8 protein-coding genes and 8 pseudogenes are annotated in these 18596 nt (G+C 46.7%); 12 read left to right on the top strand and 4 right to left on the bottom strand.

The window, feature by feature from the left end; translation table 11 throughout:
- Nucleotides 1-182: 182 nt before the first annotated feature.
- Nucleotides 183-860 carry a transcriptional regulator domain-containing protein gene (locus ACEPLT_RS22510; RefSeq protein WP_447088450.1) on the bottom strand — a complete coding sequence of 226 codons (678 nt, stop codon included), beginning with the start codon at nucleotides 858-860 and terminating at the stop codon, nucleotides 183-185.
- 475 nt (nucleotides 861-1335) lie between these two features.
- Between ACEPLT_RS22510 and ACEPLT_RS22505 the strand changes: the two genes are divergently transcribed.
- Nucleotides 1336-1971: a LuxR C-terminal-related transcriptional regulator gene (locus ACEPLT_RS22505; protein WP_447088449.1), complete on the top strand. Its 636-nt coding sequence runs from the start codon at nucleotides 1336-1338 to the stop codon at nucleotides 1969-1971.
- Between the two features lie 125 nt (nucleotides 1972-2096).
- On the opposite strand, the pseudogene ACEPLT_RS22500 reads toward ACEPLT_RS22505, so the two are convergent.
- Nucleotides 2097-2243, bottom strand: a pseudogene (locus tag ACEPLT_RS22500) (integrase core domain-containing protein); the annotation flags it as partial.
- Between the two features lie 43 nt (nucleotides 2244-2286).
- Here ACEPLT_RS22500 and ACEPLT_RS22495 point away from each other — a divergent pair.
- The 7 genes and pseudogenes from ACEPLT_RS22495 to ACEPLT_RS22465 form a co-directional block, all read left to right on the top strand.
- A pseudogene (locus ACEPLT_RS22495) lies at nucleotides 2287-2466 on the top strand (integrase core domain-containing protein); the annotation flags it as partial.
- A gap of 29 nt (nucleotides 2467-2495) precedes the next feature.
- Nucleotides 2496-3530, top strand: a pseudogene (locus ACEPLT_RS22490) (transposase); the annotation flags it as partial.
- A gap of 21 nt (nucleotides 3531-3551) precedes the next feature.
- Nucleotides 3552-4451, top strand: a pseudogene (locus ACEPLT_RS22485) (IS3 family transposase); the annotation flags it as partial.
- Nucleotides 4452-5488: 1037 nt separating this feature from the next.
- Complete coding sequence (locus tag ACEPLT_RS22480; protein WP_447088448.1) at nucleotides 5489-6190, top strand: fimbrial protein; 702 nt, start codon at nucleotides 5489-5491, stop codon at nucleotides 6188-6190.
- 36 nt (nucleotides 6191-6226) lie between these two features.
- A complete protein-coding gene (locus tag ACEPLT_RS22475) occupies nucleotides 6227-6730 on the top strand; it encodes a CS1 type fimbrial major subunit (protein ID WP_447088447.1) in 504 nt (167 codons plus the stop codon).
- A 57-nt stretch (nucleotides 6731-6787) separates the two neighbouring features.
- The gene (locus ACEPLT_RS22470) at nucleotides 6788-9496 is read left to right on the top strand and encodes a TcfC E-set like domain-containing protein (RefSeq protein WP_447088446.1); all 2709 of its coding nucleotides are present in this window, start codon (nucleotides 6788-6790) and stop codon (nucleotides 9494-9496) included.
- 10 nt (nucleotides 9497-9506) lie between these two features.
- Nucleotides 9507-10622, top strand: coding sequence for a CfaE/CblD family pilus tip adhesin (locus ACEPLT_RS22465; protein WP_447088445.1), 1116 nt, complete (start codon nucleotides 9507-9509; stop codon nucleotides 10620-10622).
- Nucleotides 10623-10839: 217 nt separating this feature from the next.
- Here the strand turns inward: ACEPLT_RS22465 and ACEPLT_RS22460 are convergent, their stop codons facing one another.
- Entirely contained in the window at nucleotides 10840-10938 is a 99-nt protein-coding gene (locus ACEPLT_RS22460; protein WP_447088444.1) for a hypothetical protein, read from the bottom strand.
- 429 nt (nucleotides 10939-11367) lie between these two features.
- On the opposite strand from ACEPLT_RS22460, the pseudogene ACEPLT_RS22455 reads away from it, so the two are divergent.
- The 4 genes and pseudogenes from ACEPLT_RS22455 to ACEPLT_RS22440 form a co-directional block, all read left to right on the top strand.
- Nucleotides 11368-11591 (top strand): annotated as a pseudogene (locus ACEPLT_RS22455) (restriction endonuclease); the annotation flags it as partial.
- Between the two features lie 210 nt (nucleotides 11592-11801).
- Nucleotides 11802-12211, top strand: a pseudogene (locus ACEPLT_RS22450) (replication initiation protein); the annotation flags it as partial.
- Nucleotides 12212-15414: 3203 nt separating this feature from the next.
- Nucleotides 15415-16200, top strand: a pseudogene (gene repA, locus ACEPLT_RS22445) (incFII family plasmid replication initiator RepA); the annotation flags it as partial.
- Nucleotides 16201-17180: 980 nt separating this feature from the next.
- Nucleotides 17181-17807 (top strand): hypothetical protein, encoded by a 627-nt coding sequence (locus ACEPLT_RS22440; RefSeq protein ID WP_447088396.1) that lies wholly within the window; start codon nucleotides 17181-17183, stop codon nucleotides 17805-17807.
- Here the strand turns inward: ACEPLT_RS22440 and ACEPLT_RS22435 are convergent.
- Nucleotides 17782-18476, bottom strand: a pseudogene (locus ACEPLT_RS22435) (IS1 family transposase). The gene ACEPLT_RS22440 and the pseudogene ACEPLT_RS22435 sit on opposite strands and share 26 nt — an antisense overlap.
- Between the last annotated feature and the right edge of the window lie 120 nt (nucleotides 18477-18596).

The following is an 18596-nucleotide window of genomic DNA, read 5'->3' as shown; positions in this document are numbered from 1 at the left end:
AGATCTCCTAGTCGTCTGTAAGATACCTTATGAATATCATAGGAAGATAATGTTAAAAGCAACTTTACTTTTAATTATTATTTATTATTGATTAAAGAAAAAACACTCAGTAACTCCCCCCCCCCCCCACACACCTGAGGTATTTACTATCTCCCTGATTAAGTTTAAGAATTCAATTCATATTAAATAAAATTTTCAAATCCTTCTGATATAAGCATGCGCGCTTTTTTAAGCTTATATCTTATCCTTGCTCGTAACCAGCCATCGGTTTCCCATTCATTATAAGTTATTTTTTTTCCATAAATACAATCAGCTATTTCTTTGTGTGATAATCCCTGGATATGTTTATCATACATGAGAAGAGCTCTCATTTTGTCAACGCAAGGATTGGATGGTTGAAAACTATTGCTTATGAATCTTGTAATATTATCAAAATTTCCATCAATAATTTCAAAATATATGTATTTGTCACAACTAATATTATAAAAATCATCTTCGTCTATAAAAATCTGGCTATAACCTAAACAGTTGTATCTCTTTAGGCAGTATCCTTCACCTTTTACATGAAGGCGATTGATTGAGACGCCGTTATTTAATGAAAGGATTTTATCAGAGGATAAGTGTCCTTTATTATGAAGCTTAACTCTAATGCTTCTCGAACTTTTATCTTCGCACCAAAAAACATCTCTCGAGCTTCCTTCTACTGGATTTATGAAATCTATAAGGCCCCATTTTTTTTTTAAATTTTTTAACATACTTGTTCTAAGTATCTTCTTTTGCTTGTAGGCATTGAAGATACACCAATCGTCAATGTAGTTTTGATTTCTACGTATGCATTCCCATGCAAAGTCAATATACATACATCCTCCTGTGTTGATTATTGTATTTTGAGCTGAGAAATTTACCAGGGTCGGCAGGTGCAGAGGTTGTAATGCACTGAATAACCCCTTTTTTTTATTAACTCAAGGGAGGAGTTTATTTTAAAAAATTCCTCCCTGTCAAATTTCCAATAATTCCGTTTTAATTTGATGGATTTGAATGGGGGGATCGAATGATTAATGAAAATGATGTGGATAAAAATAAGGCATTAATTCGCCATGAATATGACCACTGTAAACTTTGTGATGGTATTGTTCATAAGCTTGAAGCTAAGTGTGGAGGATGCGCTGCAAAGAAAGCAAATAAAATAGAAGGGGTGGATTTATTATGTTTTTTCACTCATTTCCTGTTGTTGTGTATAACTTTTTTTTTAGGAAAATGGTGCGATTCATATCTATACATAATTCCTGTAACTGCAGTAATTTCGTGTTTAATGAGTTTAAGGTATAAGAAAAGATGGCTTATATATCGGATGTACTAAAGAAAAAATTACTATATATTTATGGTTGTGAATATATGAAGTTGGGCTTATATAGTATGATGCAAGTAAAGTTTTACATCCCGTCTTGGAAGATGAAAGGTGCAACTTTCAAGAGTGACATGCTGGCTAATAAATATGATTTTGTAATCATGGATTGGAGGAGTGATTTATTAGAGGTGTTGTCACTGATAATGGAGGATAAAAAGTGGGAGTCGTGTAAAACAAGAGTTATAATAGTATCAAACATGAGGTGGCCAGTGGCTGAAAACCCCATGAAATTAAGTGATAACGTTTATTTTGTAGAGAGTAAGGGGGTGGTTTTACTATTAAAAAATAATTATAGGTTCCGTCAGAATGATTATCTGAAAGATCATATCATAAATCAATTAACAGTTTCGGAAAAGAATATATTAAGATTAAAAGATAATGGTGTAAGGAATGAAGTGATATGCAAGTTATTAAAGATTGAAAAAAAGACCTTATCCTCTCATGTGTCAAATATAAAAAAGAAAATGTCGGCAAAAAGTTACCAACACATTGCTCAAGCCTATAAATTAAAATATTTATTGTTGAAGGGGTCTGACGCTCAGTGGAACGAAAACTCACTTTAAGCAATGTTTTCTTCCTCTGACGCCTCTTTTAATGGCCGAAGGTGCCCTTTTGTCACCAGTTCAGCCAGCGTAAAGGAATAATGACCGATGATCTTGACCCGCTATCTTCGTACAGCTTTTGTATCTTAAATTAACGATGCCCGTTGCCGCCGGTATTCCCTTGGGGAGTGATATCCCAGCGCGCTGTGCGGATGGTTTTCATTGTAATGCGTGGACGCTGCTGCAAGGTTTTGCAGTGCTGTTCTCACATCCGGTTTTGGCATGAACGCGATATTGACCTGCTCCCCGTTGATTAACACACCCCGATGTAAGTAATGTCTGAATGAACAGTGGTTCAGCGATATTCTTCATGCCCGGAAAACAAGTAATGACTGACGGCAGGATTATATCGAGTGTCATCCACATTCATCTCTGAACTACCAGACTCTGGCTGAATTTGCCGCGGGCTGGCGAAACGGAAAATATGAAGAAAAACCAACCGACATTACTAACTGAAGGTTGTATCTAATCCTGGGGGCTGGTCAGTCAACGATGCCCAGTGGTTCCAGAAGTTGCATTCATTTGGTCTTCTCCGTGCCAGTTTCAGACCTGGGCACGACATTTCTGTACCCAGGTCTTATCTGAGGCAACGGGAACGCCTGACTGAATACCGGGCTGCGCATACTCAACATATACAGAAGGTGCTGATGCAGATGAATGTGCAATTAAATCATTCTGTATCGGATATCACTGGCGTTACCGGTCTTTCAATCGTCAGAGCTATCGTCAGTGGTGAGCGCGATCCTTCAATATTGATCCAGTATCGCGATGTAAGATGTAAAAAGACGCCAGAAGTACTTCGGCAGGCACTGACAGGAAACTGGCAGCCTGAGCATCTTTTTGCACTTGAAAAGTCGGTGGCATTTTTCGATTTTAACCAGGAAAAGATCCGCGAATGTGATGTTCAAATCGAAACCTCATTATTGCAGCTCAGTACCGGAATTGAAGAGCAGGAAGGGGTATTGCCCTCCTCCAGACATCGTACAAAGCAACCCAATCAGCTTTCCTTTGATGTCAGACCATTACTCTGGAAAATTACGGGGGCAGATCTGACACAGATACATGGGTTCGGACCTTATCCGGCACTAAAATTCATTGCAGAATGCGGTACTGACATGAACTGCTGGCCGGATGCGAGCCATTTTACCTCGTGGCTGTGTTTGTCCCCGGGAAATAAGATCTCCGGTGGAAAATTGCTGTCCTCGAAAACACGGCATTCATCCAGTCGAATTGCTGCGGCACTCAGTCTGGCAGCCACAACAATTGGCCGGAGCGATACCGCGCTGGGTGCTTTTTATCGTCGATTATCATCACGTATCGGGAAAGCAAAAGCAGTCACTGTAACAGCAAGAAAACTGGCAATACTGTTCTACAATGCCCTGAAGTATGGTCAGAAATATGCCGATCCTGGTGCGGATTAGTATGAAGAGCGCTACCGTAGTCGCGTACTCGATGGGCTTAAGCGAAGAGCAAAATCACTGGATTACTCTCTCCAGCAGGATCCTGAATTACATGTTTGAACCGGGAGTTTCTCAGGAAGCCGCAGCTTACTTCGCAAAGCTGTCCGACTGAGGTACGCCTTTATCCGTGACAACACCTGCTGCTGGCCTGTTCGCCTGCTCTGGCGGGTGCTGGATGTTCATCCCAGTGGTTTTTACGCCTGGCTTCAGCAGCCGCATTCACAACGCCATCAGGCAGACCTGAGACTGACAGGACAGATTAAACAGTTCTGGCTGGAATCGGGATGAGTCTATGGTTATCGCAAAATCCATCTGGATCTGCGGGACAGCGGGCAACAGTGCGGAGTGAACAGAGTCTGGCGACTGATGAAACGTGTCGGGATAAAGGCTCAGCTCGGATACCGGAGCCCGCGGGCACGTAAAGGCGAGGCCAGTATCGTGTCGCCCAACAGGCTCCGGCAACAGTTCAATCCGGACGCTCCGGATGAGCGTTGGGTAACGGACATAACCTACATCAGGACTCACGAGGGCTGGCTGTATCTGGCTGTGGTTGTTGACCTGTTCTCACGCAAAATTTATCGGCTGGTCAATGCAATCACGGATGACAAAGGATATTGTCATGAACGCACTGCTGATGGCTGTATGGCGGCGTAATCCGCAAAGACAGGTACTGGTTCACTCGGACCAGGCAGTCAGTACGCGAGCCATGAGTGGCAGTCATTCCTGAAATCACACGGCCTGGAAGGGAGTATAAGCCCTCGCGGTAACTGTCACGATAACGCGGTTGCAGTAAGCTTTTTTCAGTTACTGAAACGCGAGCGGATAAAGAAAAAGATCTACGGAACGCGGGAAGAAGCCCGCAGCGATATTTTTGATTACAACGAAATGTTTTATAACAGTAAGCGTCGGCATGGTTCTAGCGATCAGATGTCACCGACAGAATATGAAAACCAGTATTATCAACGGCTCGGAAGTGTCTAGATTATCTGTGGCGATTCATTGTCCCTTAAACTTCCATCCGATAACGCTAGGTTAATATATAGCGCTTTAGTTTTCATTAATTGATGCAATAAAAGGAAAATCTTGCGCTTTAAAAAAAGGAAAATATTTTACTGTCTATGCTGGGCGGCTTTGCAAAAACTGGAGTTAAGAAAAATAAACAAATTATTCACTTAATGGAGGTGAAGTTATTATTTTTTTAATGTTAGACCCTCTCAGGCCTTAGTCAGAGAGAGTATGCTTAGATTAGTAAAAGTTGCGCTAAGCTTTCAGAGTGGAGAGGGTTTAGAGCTAAGTAAAAACAGATTTGATTCTTAAAGAACTAAGTAGAGGCTTTACTCCATTTCCCTCTTTATGCACACATTTCTGGGATGTAGTAGATAAAGAACTCACCCTTCTGGCGCATAAAAAAGTGATCCACTATACTTATCTGCTCCTCTCCTTGCCCGTTACAGAGCAGAAGATACTCTGAAAAAAATTAACGCCTGCTCTCGAAGTGATAAGTAACAGCTAACGTACATTTTACTATTAATGAAAAATCATCAAGAAGACTGATAAGCTGTGGTTCATTTTATCTCAAGATACATTTATTTCTAAAGATGATTAATTTCACCTTGCGTTGAATGCAGAATGGGGTTTCTTCAATATGTCTCTTCTTACTTAAAATAATTCACATCTTCCAGTTTTTACCATCTAAAATTTTTTAAATAACAAACAAACCCAAATCATGCAATATAAAACTACCTCAGTGTATACTCGCCACTCAACTATGTTCAATAAAAGACACATGAAAACATAGAGTTGATACAAGTTAATTAAACTAAAAAATCGTGTGGCGACCCCGATTTTCAGATATTATTAAGTAAATATTAATAAATTTGCCACATTGTTTTGAGGTAGGTAGTATAGCGGCTTAATTTCAACTTCTTGACCTTTGTGGGTTTTTTTTCAGGGAGGTTTCTGGTAACTCTCTTTAACTGAGTATGCCGGTAATTCTTATTTAACATTAGGTATTAAACATGGTTAAGTTTCTTTCTTTGTTAACTCTTTTACTAATCAGTTCTACGTTGAAGGCAAATATGCTTGTTTACCCCATGGAACTAGATGTAGGTAAGAGTGGGGTTGCTAAAATCAGTATTAATTCAAAGAGTGATAAGGTTCAGTTCATTAAGGTATACGAAACAAAAATCATTCATCCTGGAACAACTTTTGAAAAGGAAGTTGCTATGGATGTTTCTAATGACACTCTGGCTGTAACACCTGTTAAGCTGGCTCTATCACCGGGTTCCGAAAGAATAGTTCGCCTAATATCTTTTGAAGCTCCTGAGAAAGAAACGACATGGCGCGTTTATTTTGAGGCTGTCTCAGAAGATGAGTTTAATGAGGTTTCAGAAAATTCTAAGAAAAGTAGTGCTGACGTTGGGGTCAGTATTATTTGGGGAGCTCTGATCCATATTCTCCCGGCAGAAATTAAACCCAGCGTAACTTATGACTCCGGAAAGAAAGCACTTATTAATAATGGCACCATCCGTATACCTGTAACCGAACTCGGCACCTGCTCCAGGGGGGGGGAATGTATATGGAGCAAATTTACTAAGACGATTTATCCGGATGAGTTGCTTCCGGTCAAGGGGCTCGCTGTGAATGTTTTTTATAAACTGAAATACTTTAACCCCATCAGTAGAAAAATTGAGGAGCTGACTGTGAGCTCCGGATTTTAATTTATTACCTACAACATCTATTATCAGGAGATAATTATGAGTGATTTTGTTAAAGCCACAATCGTTTCTTTGCTGTTTGCTTCTGCCTTCAGCTCACAAGCATCTGAGAATAACATCACCGTTCAGGCGTCTGTAGATCCCACAGTCTCTCTGACCCTTGCCGATGGATCTGCTCTTCCAAGCACTGTTACTATGCAATATCAGGCTGGCGTAGGTCTGGTCGCTTACAAAAATAATGTCAAGTTGTGGTCAAATGACGCCACGAAGAATCTTCAGATTAATCTCGGAGCCATACCGAAACTTACAGATCAGAATGGGGCGAACCCGATTGAACTCGCTGTCTCGCTCAATGGGGTGGCGCTGAGTACGACTGCCAGCACCTTTACTGCAGCCTCTCTTTTCCCGGGTGGAGTAAATACAAATGGTTCATCACCACTTCCGCTGGTGATTTCTCAAAAAACATTCGCCCCTGTGACTACCGCTGGTAATTACTCTGGACTTGTTAATATCGTTGTCACCCAAGCCACTTCCGGAAACTAAGAATTAGTTCTGACTTATATCTGGGCCAATGGCCCAGATATTTTCACAGGAAATCGTATGCAAACTGCTTTTAAATTTCTACGCTCTTTCCTCTTACTTTCAATTCTAATATTCCCCCTCGCTTCTTTGTCGGTAAATAAAGTGCCTGAGGGTTTCGAGGATTTGCTTGAGGGACAGAACCTATGGGTTGAAGCCACGTTGTATGGCGAGTCTTTGGGCATGCTCAAAGTCAGGGCTAAGCTTGACACCCTTTACGTACTCGATCCGGATTTACTTTTCCAAAAATTAAGTAAAATTATCACTATTGATAAGATTCATCTCTCTAAGCTTAAGTCGAGGTTATCAGAACCTTTTATACGGAATACTAATCTTTCGTGTTCATCATCAGGTAATTCAACTGGCTGTGATTATTTACAGTCTGGCTTGATTGACGTTATTTATGATGAAAATAACGCTAAATTGCTTCTCTTCACATCTCCTGATTTTCTCGTTAAATCAGAGAATGGCGATGCTTACTACCGTACCTCTGAGGGGCTGCAAAATGCTTTCATTCATCAGCAGAATATTACTTTTGTCAGTGACCGTAACTATCAAAACGTCTCTTTTCAGGGGAACGGTACGCTTGGCGTCACGGAATCAGGTTTTGCGAATGTTGACTGGAACCTTCAGGGCCAGCGTTACCGGAGTGAGGGCAACCAGACTCTGGAACTCAATAACGCTTATTACAGGCAGGACTTCTTTAAGTCTGTATATGTGCAGGCCGGCCTTATGGACTCTCGTGACATTTTCAGCAGCAATGGCGGAGGAATTAATCTCAGCCAGTTACCGATTGGCCGCATAAGAGGGGCCCGTACCGGCTCTTCCACGGTCTGGATGAATCCAGCCAAGCAATCACAGGGTTCACCTATTACCGTGTTACTTTCACGTGATTCTCGTGTTGACGCCTATCGTAACAATCAGCTGCTGACATCCTTTTACCTTAAAAGTGGCGTCCAGCAGATAGATACGCGTTCTTTCCCTGCCGGTAGCTACATTGTCACGCTTCGTGTATTTGAAGATAACTCTCTCGTCCGGTCAGAGGAGACAGCCTTTTCAAAATCCGGGACCAACGGGGCGAATTCTTTTCAGTGGTTTATGCAGGGCGGTACGCAGGATACGCATCGCACACCCGCTCAGTCTGATGATACCCAGATCTTTCAGGCCGGACTGCGTATTCCTTTGACCGAGTTCTCTTCTCTGACTGCGGGAGCTGCCCTCATGAAATCCGGTCAGTTCTTAGAGGGCGCGGCTGACTGGGACCACGCCTTTAGTAATTTTATGGTGGACGGGCTGCTTACAACCCGCTTCAGCTACCTTTACGGCAGTGAAGGATCGCGCGGTAATATACAGCAGGTCAGCTATAACGATGGTTTTTCTCTGAGTTTTTATCGTAATGAAATGACATCCGACAACTGTGACAGCCGTCAGAAGACGAGTTCAAGTTACAGCGGATGCTATAAAAGTTTAAGCGCTATGCTCAGCGTACCTGTTTCTCAGTGGTATGTTACTGCTGGATATTCTCTGAGCAGCAATCAGGGACGCTATGTTTACCGCAATCAGTTGCAGGATTTTAACGGCAACAGCGGTGCCCCCTGGGAACAGGTATTTGTCACGCGCTCTGTCAGTAAAACGTGGCAAAGTGGTCTGAACCGTTCGTTTACCTTTAACGGTATCAATCTTAACACCAGTATAAACGCGTTTGTACGGAATGACTCTGGCTTCACATCTTCAGAGCATGGAGGGTTTATATCCTTTAATCTCTCGCTTATGCAACCTGCATCACCAGAAGGAAACAGAAGCTTTGCTTCTCTGGGTGCTAACTACCAAAGCAGTAAAAGGAACGCCTCGCAGATGAATGTCAATGCTGCTTACAGCCAACTTCTGGATGATAGCGGTGAAAATGAACTTGGAGTCAGCTTATCAGGCGCAAATTCTCAGGGGATTTCAACCAGCGTGTATGGCAGGACAGGGGGCGCAGCCGGCGCCGGAAGTCTGACTCTGAGTAATACATTCGACCGAAGCAGTAGCTCAAACAGCATCAGTGCCAGCGGAAATTACAGTTCGTCTCTTCTCGCTGGCCATAATGGTTTGTCCTGGGGGCGCTGGGGTAACAGCGTACCTGCGTCCGCCGTTTTGATAAAGGTAGACTCGACGTACGAGCCTGATACTTCATCCGTGAATGTTTCACTGGACAACGGTGCTGCCACCGATGTCAAGGCCAATTCAAGGACTGCACTCACCTTTTCTGGCTATCAGTCGGTTGCAATGAAAGTCGTGGAGTCAACTGACATCTCATCAGGTGTTGTCAGCGAAATCTATAAAGGCGCGGGAGCGGCCAGCATTTTCCTGCCACCTGGAAAAGTTTACAGCCGAAACATCTCAGTAAGGCCCCGTTACACCTGGATGGGGCGGATGAAAGACAGCAGTAACCGCACCCTTACCAACATCATTCCCCTGAACGTCAGCTCATGGTCATCGGGTGAGAACGGGGCCCTGAATTTCGAAACGGATTCCCCGGTGACAAAGCTTTACCTGATGAAAGGAGAAACATTCATGGTTTGTCCCCTGCAGGTGAAGGCCGTGCGGGATGTTATTCGCTGGCTGGGTGTGACGAACTGTAGCGATGTTTCTTTTGCTGATATCCCCGAAAGGGAGCGGCGTCAGGTAGCGCTTATGGCTAATAACCATGAGAGAGAAAGTCTGTCGACCGCGAGTTTTACGAAATAGAGGAATAAAAATGAAAATGGTGCTGTGGGTAATATTTATCGTCACACTTGGTATGTCTTTTTGTCAGGCAGCTGATCTTAATCGCTCCTACTCTCTGACATTCGACAGGGCTGGTGTTCCGCAGGATTATGTTTTTATGCGTTATGAGACTTCTGGAACCCCTTACAATGGGTTTGGTACCATTCCCTCAAACGTGAATGCCTGGGTCTGTACTTCTGCCACGAACAGCACCAACGGGGCGTGCGAAACCAGTGCTAGCGTTAGTAGCAATTCTCCTTATATGCAAAGTTATCAATCTAGGTCGATGGATTATGGACAAAATATAAAGCTAAGTTTTACTGACAAGTCGACTAATGTAAGCAAAGAGCTTATCGTTAAAGGATTCCTGGGTAATGGATGTGTTATCCACTATATGTCCTACTATACTAGTTGTGAAGCTTCTAGTCCCGCGTCTTTATATCTTCATATTCTGGGGGATCAGCTTAAGTTACTTACCGGAGGGGAATGGAAAGCAACCCTTATGCTTTATCAGCGTAACAGTAATAGCAGCTCAGTTAATTTAGGAACCTGGACCATTAATCTGACCATCAATGTAACTGATACGGGGAGCCAGCAGATTTATTTTCCCCGTTTTAATACAGCATCTCCGGTTGTAAACCTGAACCTTAACAACCGGCCCGGGACGGGCAATAACCTTACCGCCAGCGGTTCAGCCAGCCTCGACATGTGCCTGTATGACGGCAGCAATTCAACCAGCCGGCAGGTTAGTCTTATTTTTTCTGATGAGGGTTCTCCTGCAAGTAATCGTCCGGGCGGACAGTTCTCTGTTTACCGTCGCGGTGCAGACAAAAGTCAGGAGGCAAACCGGCTGGACTATGAGGTGACCGTAATCAATCCGGTCACGGGAGCGAGTCAGACAGTATCCAATGGTACAGAAATTGTCTGGCAGAATACTAATCAGCGAAATATTCAGCGCCAGGTTGCCCTGCCCGGCGTTCCCGGGGTGTCTTTATGCGTTCCGGCTCCTATTACGCTGATAACACCGTCATTTTCTCTGTCGAATAAAAATGCAGGATTTTATACAGGGCAACTAAAAATTATTTATACACCTACTACCCAGCAGTAGTTATATAGATGAGGAGTGCCTTTTGTAATTTACACAAGGTTCCCTTCTGAAAATTAATCCTGAACCTTTTAAGATTCGCGAGTTTTAATTTTTTTCGTGATTATCCTTACGCTAATGTAAGGACGATCGACTGGCAAATGGTGAAATACTAAAGAATAATAATTATATGCTTTGGATCATTTTTCAAGACGCCAGTGTCCGGCCTTTTCAAAGAAGGCTACGCCCTGATTTGCAACAGTGATAGATCGCGCTGGCCCGGCTGCGGATGAGTTCTGCTGCTTAAGCAGGCGTCGCCCTGGTTAACAAAAATTTCCACAGGCGAGCAGTCAATAAAAATCTGTAACGTCAGAATGCTCTCTGCTGGCAACGGAATGCTGCGGGTGCCTTCCAGCGAAAATTAAGGATAGTAACGTTCCAGCACCAGACGTCCGGTCTGGTCATCAACATTGCCGTTTTTGAAAATAGAAACTGTGCGCATGGTTTTTCCTCATATGCTGAGTGTGCAAAGGAGTATTCCCGCATAGGTGAAGTATATGTCTTCAGAACAGGTTTATATAGGTAAAGCATATGTAGATGCCTGGCATATGGATATGCATGACATATACTTTCTCTTCTCTTTTTCACGTGAGATCCGAAAAAAGGTAAAGTCGAAACAGACGAAGCTAATGCTCATTACCACTCATTACCACCGGTGGTGTCATCCCGCTATAATATGAAAAAACAGGAGGCAGGCGTAAAACTGAAAATGCAGGATCTGAGGCTTTTAACCTCATTTTTGAAAGCGATCCGGGCTGGATACTCGATTTTTCCAACCTTACGCTAACGGTTTTTTTTGATGAAGAGCTAAACATCGATATTGATGATGAACGTTATCAGGAAGAAGGAACCTCAAAAGCCAGGCGGGTAAGATGTTTGCTGAAACAGGTGGTTCGAGAGACCGCCCTGCGCGTTCTTAATACTCTGTGGCGGGATTTGAGAGCCAACCGTACGAAAACATACGTTAAGCGAAAAATAAACGTCTGAAAAATCGATTAGTAGACAACACTGTCCGTTAAATGACGTTTTTCGATTAAAAAGACTCCATTTAAAATGGCATTTTTCTATGTCCATTATGTTTTGATATATAAGACAGTTACTTCACTAGCGTATGTTTTCGTTCCATTGGACTTCAGACCCCGTAAAGAACGCGCCATTCTGGCTAAATACATTCAGTTCAACCAACCTCATGCTATGTTCTGGCTGGGATTTGATGTTGATCGCGCCGGAGCGGAGCTGCTATCGACTGGAGCGACCGCAATGCACCTGCGCCCACGCTAACCTTCACAAACCCCAGAAACGGACACGCGCATCTGTTATACGCGCTGAAAACCTCGATACGTACCGCTCCAGACATAAAGATTAAGCCACTGCGCTACGCCGCAGCCGTGGAGAGCGTGGTACGTAAGAAATTGGACGCTGATGCGGGGTATTCGGGGCTCATCTGCAAAAATCCTAACAATAGCCACTGGAGAATTGCCGTGTGGCAGCCTGAACTTTATACACTGGACTGGTTGGCTGATTTTCTCAACTTAGATTATGGGAATAATAAATAGGTAGTTGAGAACTATGGTTTGGGCCGCAACTAACAAATGATTCAGATTATTGAATTATACGGCGGGATGATTACTCCTGATCCATTCGAATACAGGATTTTGTTTCAGGGCAAATATTTTGCAGCAGTATGGATTTATGTATAGCCGGGCATGTGGAAAGACGGTTATGTTTGATGCTTGTTTTTAACCGGTTTCCGCCAGTGGTTGATTGCACCTGGCGGAGATAGGCGAATTTAGCCGACAATCGACGATGTTTGACGACAATCGACGATGTTCGGCGAATATTTCCGGGTGAGTGTGTTCTCTCATTCTGGATAAAAATTTTAACTCATACAGCAAAAGTACTGAATTTTAGCGGCCAAACGGTTACATAAATATGTCTGGGCGACACGGTATAACGGCACTTTTACTGTACTGATTACCCTGCTTTTTTTTACCTGCTGCCCTGGTCGTAAAAACCTTAGCATCTGCCTGCGCACGGGCTTTTATTCACCAGACTGAATTTCCCGGATGCTCTTCAAATCAAGGCGGTTTGCACTCCAGACGCCGCTTCCGGTCGCCGCGCCGGTGTCCTTTCTGAAGCGCAGGCCGCACTCACTGACCCACTGGGTGTTCGTTTCCCGCAGCCTGACCTCGCGGTGCCGGTAGCATTCTGTAATGATCCCCACGTGCGTCATTGGCCGTTGTTTTTTCTGCCCGGTTGGTTTTACCCCCTGGGGGCCCGGGGAAAAAATTATCCCCTCGGGGAGATATTTCTTTTTTTATTTTTCACCCCCCGGACCCGGGGCGCGCGAAAAACCCCCCTTTTTTTTACTTTGGGGGTCCTTCCGGGGTTTAAAAAAAAAAATAACGGACCAAGAAAAAAACCCCCTAATTTTTCTGCGGGCGAGGGCTTTTTCAGTGCGTTGGGGGAAAATCTCCGGGGGGCGCCGGGTTTGCTCCTGTTTTCTGAGCAAAGCCGAGGACTTTTTTAAGGAAAGGGGGGTGCTAAGCCAAACAGAAAACAACAAAAAGCGGCTTTTTCCCCGGAGCCCGGGGGCCCCCCCGATGACCGAATTTGGGTTTTTTGGGTCGGGTTACATGAACCCGGTTTTTTTCGGGAGTGTCCGGTAATGCAGAACGCCGCGGGTTTAGGGGCCGGAGGGGACTGGGAACTTTCCCCCAAAGCCGCCAAAATGCCTGGAGTTTTTTAAACGTGGCGCGGAATTTGGTTTGCCGAAAAAAAAGGGGGAAAAAAAGAGGGGGCGGGTTTCCCCCGATAAAGGGGCCCGGGGGATGCGTCTGCCCCCGGTCCGGGCCGGGGGATAACCCGGGGACTTTCGACCCCACCCGGGGCAAATCGTTTTCAGATTTCCCTAACCCCGGGGTGGATAGGATGGTAAAATCCGTTTTCGGGGGGTACCCCCATCCTATGGATACTGTTTTTAAAAGGCGGGAAATATTAATTTATTCACATGCAAACCCCCCTTTTTTTGATAAATTCCCGGTGTGGCTTGGGTTTACTAAAAAGGTTTTTAAAATAAGGAAATTTGGAATAAAATCCGGCTGCTGCCCTGCCTGAAAACGTGGTTCGGCCAAATCCTCAGGGGGGGGCAGCCCTTGGGAAACCATTCCGCCTGGTTCTTTCGTTAAAAAATTGGTGGTACAGATTTTCCCTGATGGAAGGGGGGGCGGACAGGGGCCCAAAAAAAGGGAGTTTATATTAAACTGGGGGGCCGCCGTGGCCTCCCTTTAGATTTTTTCTTGATTTTGGGGGGCGGGGGTTGGCCGGATCGAAGCGATTTTTTGGGCAAAAACCTTCCCTTTTAACCCCGTTAAAATTCCGGACCCCCTGTCGGGGATGCGGAAAATAGCCGGGGATTTCCTTTTGGGAAAGGACGGCGGTTGAACCCGGCGGGAATCCCCCCAACCTGGGGAGTTTAGTCCCTGGCCCAAATTTTTTTGTGCCTTTCAAAAGGGGGTTTATGAAGCAGACTGGCGGAACGGCGTAGGAATGCCCGAAACGCGATTCAGCGGGCTGGACACGCGCCCGTGGGGGTTTTTTTGACAAAACATATCCTTAATTTTCTCCCCCCCCTTTTTTTTTTCCCCCGGCCACGGCTGAAAAGAACCGCGAAACCCTTGTGCTGCCCAGATCGAAGGCTCAAAATCCCCAAAAAAAACCGCCTACGGGCCTGTGCCCAACCGACCGGGGCCCTTTTCCCCCGCTCCGGGGTATACCCTGGGGATCCCAAAGGCGTTTAGGACGAATGCCAAAAATTTCCCAGGTGGGGCCCTGTACTTTTCCCCCTTTTGCAAAATGGCTGGCCCCCCTGGAACATGGCGGCGTTGAGGCCTGGGCTGCTGGTTCTTGGGGCCACCCTACCCCCTGGCTGCTGTAAGACGTACAAAACCCCCGACAGGGCCGTGGTAGGTACGGTTCCGTCTGGAAAGCTACCTCAAATTTGGGGGCCGGGCCGCTGGTGGGTTTGCCCCGCGGGAAAAATTGCCCCCAACACGAGACGGGCCCGGAAAAAGGCCGCACTGGGCTAAGACCGGGGTCGCACGCAAAACCCGGTGGGGCTTTCAACGGCCCCCGGGGGGGTTCCCTTGCCGGAAACCCGAAAAGTAAGTATGCCATGAAAAAGGGGCCGGAAAAACCCGCCAGGCGGCAAGAATTTTTGGGGAAAGCCAGTATTTCCCGGGTACAAGGGTTTTTGCCATCTGCAGAAAAACATGGGGGGTTTCATCGGTTGATCGGGCTTTAAATTTTCCCCCAGGGTGGGAAATACAAAGGTTGGGTTTTGGAATGCCGGGGTTGGGGCAGGCCCATTGATGGCAGTCGCTGGCGGGGGAAAGGATGATTTAAAACTAATCGGGTCGTCATTTGTTCAAACCCCTTTAAGGGAGGCGAAATTTGGGTAATTTTTTGGGTAAAATTTAAATGCTATTTCACAAATTTAATTCCCCTTTTGGAAATTTCCGCTTTAAACTTAGGAGGCCCAAAAAAAGGAGGTCCAAAGCCGTAACTTCTTCCAAAGGCTTATAGAGGGGGAACCGTAACTGGGTAAAAAGCGCAGTTGTTTAAAAAAACACGCAAACAATTTAAGGCTTCCTTAGGGAACTCAAACATACTCGCCTTTTTTCAGGCCTTCTCAGCCCGAAGGGGTTTCACCTTTTAAAAACTTCAAGGGAAAAACCAGTAATGGTCAAGTTACTTTAAAAAGACCCTGCCGTTCTGTCGTAAGCTGATGGCGAAAGCCGAAGGCTTCACGTCCCGTTTTGATTTTTCCGTCCATGTGGCGTTTGTACGCTCGCTGGGCAAGCGTCACCGGATGCCGCCTCTGCTGCGTCGCCGGGCCATCGATGCGCTTCTGCAGGGGCTGTGCTTCCACTACGATCCGCTGGCCAATCGGGTACAGCGCTCCATTACCAACCTGGCCATCGAGTGCGGGCTGGCCACCGAGTCAAAAAACGGCAACCTGTCCATCACCCGCGCCACGCGGGCACTGAAGTTTATGGCGGAGCTGGGGCTGATTACCTACCACACCGAGTATGATCCGCAGATTGGCTGCAACATCCCGACCGATATCACCTTCACACCGGCACTGTTCTCCGCGCTCGACGTCTCTGATGTTGCTGTTGTGGCCGCACGTCGCAGTCGTGTGGAATGGGAGAACCAGCAGCGCAAAAAGCAGAGCCTGAAGCCACTGGATATGGACGAGCTGATAGCTAAGTCCTGGAGGTTTGTGCGCGAACGGTTCCGCAGCTATCAGTCCGAACGTAAACAGCATGGCCTGAAACGCGCCCGTGCGCGTCGTGACGGGGACAGAACCCGTAAGGACATTGTGACGCTGGTGAAGCAACAGCTGACGCGGGAATACGCCAGCGGGCGATTCACCGGCGGTCTTGATGCCATGAAGCGGGAGCTGGAGCGCCGCGTGAAAGAGCGCATGCTAATGTCGCGTGGCAACAACTACACGCGGCTGGCCACCGTCTCCATATAACCTACCTGACTGAAAAATCCGGCTGGCGCCGGAGGGTTTCGCACGTCTACAGTCCCCCGTTGACGGTTTTCTGCACGAAATGACGCCCGTCCTCCCTGAAATTCATCCCATTCCGCCATCAGAATGGCCAGAAATTGCATCAGAGTGGCCATATCTGGTCGCCAGATTCAGTTACCCACAATTAACTGCAAGGGACCTTTCCATAAGGTTACAACCGTTATGCTTATAGAGCGCCAGCCGACCTGATTTCAAAGTGCGTGGTTTCCTTTAAAAACCTGCTCTGTACTTCTTTTAAATATCTTTTATTTCATTCATATAGATATATAACCTGTTCGTCGCCTGACCTGTGGACAGACTCCTGAAAATGCCCGCCCTTGCAGCGGACTCGCGTCCGCGCCGGTTCGGAAACTGCAGAGGTTGGTCCCGTCGCTTTGCAACGGGCGCTGTCGCGAGAGAATAGTTACAACATACAAAACAATCAGAACGGCAGACCGTGCACAACGGCGACACCTGAGCCGGGACCCACCACTGAAAAGCGAGGCCGCCCCGGGCCAAAGGCCCGGAACAACGTCGCTTTTAATGATGGATGTTGTAACTAGATTCTTCGTCGCGGTGAGTCGTTTCGCTGAAAGTAATGGGTAACACGCCCGTAAGCGGCCCTAACGGCCCGCTAACGCGGAGATACGCCCCGACTGCGGCTTCGCCTTGTCGTGACCACTCCGACGCCGCACAAAAGCTTCTATATTGCTTTCAGCGGGTTTTGGTCTTGCAGGGGGAAGGGATGGATTGGTGGAACCTGTCAACAATGTAACCGGCTGCGCCGGGCTACGGCGCCATTCACTCACAGAGCCATATTCAACACCTGCTGGCGCCTCCATGACGCTCCGCGTCATTCAGTGGACCGGCTGCGCACTGCTCGCCAGTCCTGTATGCATATGATATAAGCGATAGTGTTTATAAACACTTCTGTGGATATCGTTGTGCTGCTGACCGATTACATTGACAGCGTGTACGGAACGACGCGCGGAAACCGGGCGCGTTTTCTGAAGGACAATCCGGATATCCTTCCCCAGGAGCTGAGCCGCTGGCTTAAGGCTGGCCTGAAAATCAGGCCAGAGACCGGCGAAATCTACAAGCCCGTAATACGCCGCGTCAGGATACCGTCGGCGGTCGCCGTCGGGGCGGGCGTCTTTCTCTCTGATGATCTGCGTGAACGTGTCGCGTCACTGGCCACCGCACAGAACGTGACAACGGATGCCATGCTGAATGCCCTGGTGGAGCGCGAGGAACTGTGTCGTAAACTGTCCCTTCAGACGGAAAGTGATGCCGCGGTGCCGGAGCAGCAGATTGCCGGCATTGTCAGCCGGTACTTTTCAGCACTGTCTGAGCACAGCGAAACCGGTACCTGGCACCGGGTGCTGGAGGGGCTGGTCCGGGAACTGACGGAGTCCGGCCTGCTGACATTCCATACCGGTAATATTGCCGGGAGCCGCCGGCTGAACATTCCCCGCACCGCGTATTACTGGTACGGCGGTTTCGTGGCAAAACGCGTGGCCATGATGCTGGGGGTAATGCATCCAATTAGTAGAACATGTGCTTTTCGATGAATGAGCCGATAACTTTTTCGTGGATTTCGATGGAGCGTGAGAAGCAAATCGTTTTGCGGGCCAGACGCTTAATGCGGGTTCGTAGCGTCAGGTTGTTACGCTCAATGCGTTGCGTAAAAATCTTGCCCGTAAGGCGCTTCTCTTTCGGCACTTCTCTGGCATAGTTGCCCCAGTTGTCACTGGTTATCATACCGATGCTGAACGGCGTTAGCAGGGCCAGTAACTCACGGCAGGTCTCATCTGTGCGCGGACCGAAGGTGTAGGCCAGTACGCCGCCTGTTTTGGTGTTGTAAGCGTACCAGAGCCAGTGTTGTACGGCTTTACTGCCAACAAAGGCCCACTGCTCATCGACTTCACAGATAAGTGCTACGTCGGCGTGAACGACCGGAGAAGAAGTTATCCGGCGAGGCGCGAGCTTTTTAAAGCCCGAATGACGGTGTTGATTCCGATTTTTAGCGTTCTGGCGGTATCCCGGACACCTGCACCGTTATGAGCCATATCAATGATTTGTTCTTTGACGCCGGGCTTTCTGGCTTCGTAGCCATAGGTAAGCTGGAATACACGGCGACAACACTAACAACGGAATCGCTCACGCTTAGTCGGGCTGAGACCATGGCGGTAAACAGCATCAGAATCACAGCGGGGACAATGGACAGTTACGGTAGCCATGAAAATACCTCAAATATTGGCAGGATATCACAAAATCCAACCATTCAGAGGCATTACCCCATTTTTTATATGGTCCGTGATACAGATATTTTGATTGCGCGTATTTTGCACCAACAGATG

Source organism: Enterobacter sp. fkY84-1 (assembly GCF_052974705.1).
The sequence above is the reverse complement of the archived record's forward strand: the minus strand, read 5'-3'. Positions and strand labels throughout refer to the sequence as shown.

Coding starts and splice junctions, on each gene's coding strand:
- ACEPLT_RS22510 (WP_447088450.1), bottom strand. CDS start 860: ATGTATATTGACTTTGCATGGGAATGCATACGTAGAAATCAAAACTAC.
- ACEPLT_RS22505 (WP_447088449.1), top strand. CDS start 1,336: ATGGCTTATATATCGGATGTACTAAAGAAAAAATTACTATATATTTAT.
- ACEPLT_RS22480 (WP_447088448.1), top strand. CDS start 5,489: ATGGTTAAGTTTCTTTCTTTGTTAACTCTTTTACTAATCAGTTCTACG.
- ACEPLT_RS22475 (WP_447088447.1), top strand. CDS start 6,227: ATGAGTGATTTTGTTAAAGCCACAATCGTTTCTTTGCTGTTTGCTTCT.
- ACEPLT_RS22470 (WP_447088446.1), top strand. CDS start 6,788: ATGCAAACTGCTTTTAAATTTCTACGCTCTTTCCTCTTACTTTCAATT.
- ACEPLT_RS22465 (WP_447088445.1), top strand. CDS start 9,507: ATGAAAATGGTGCTGTGGGTAATATTTATCGTCACACTTGGTATGTCT.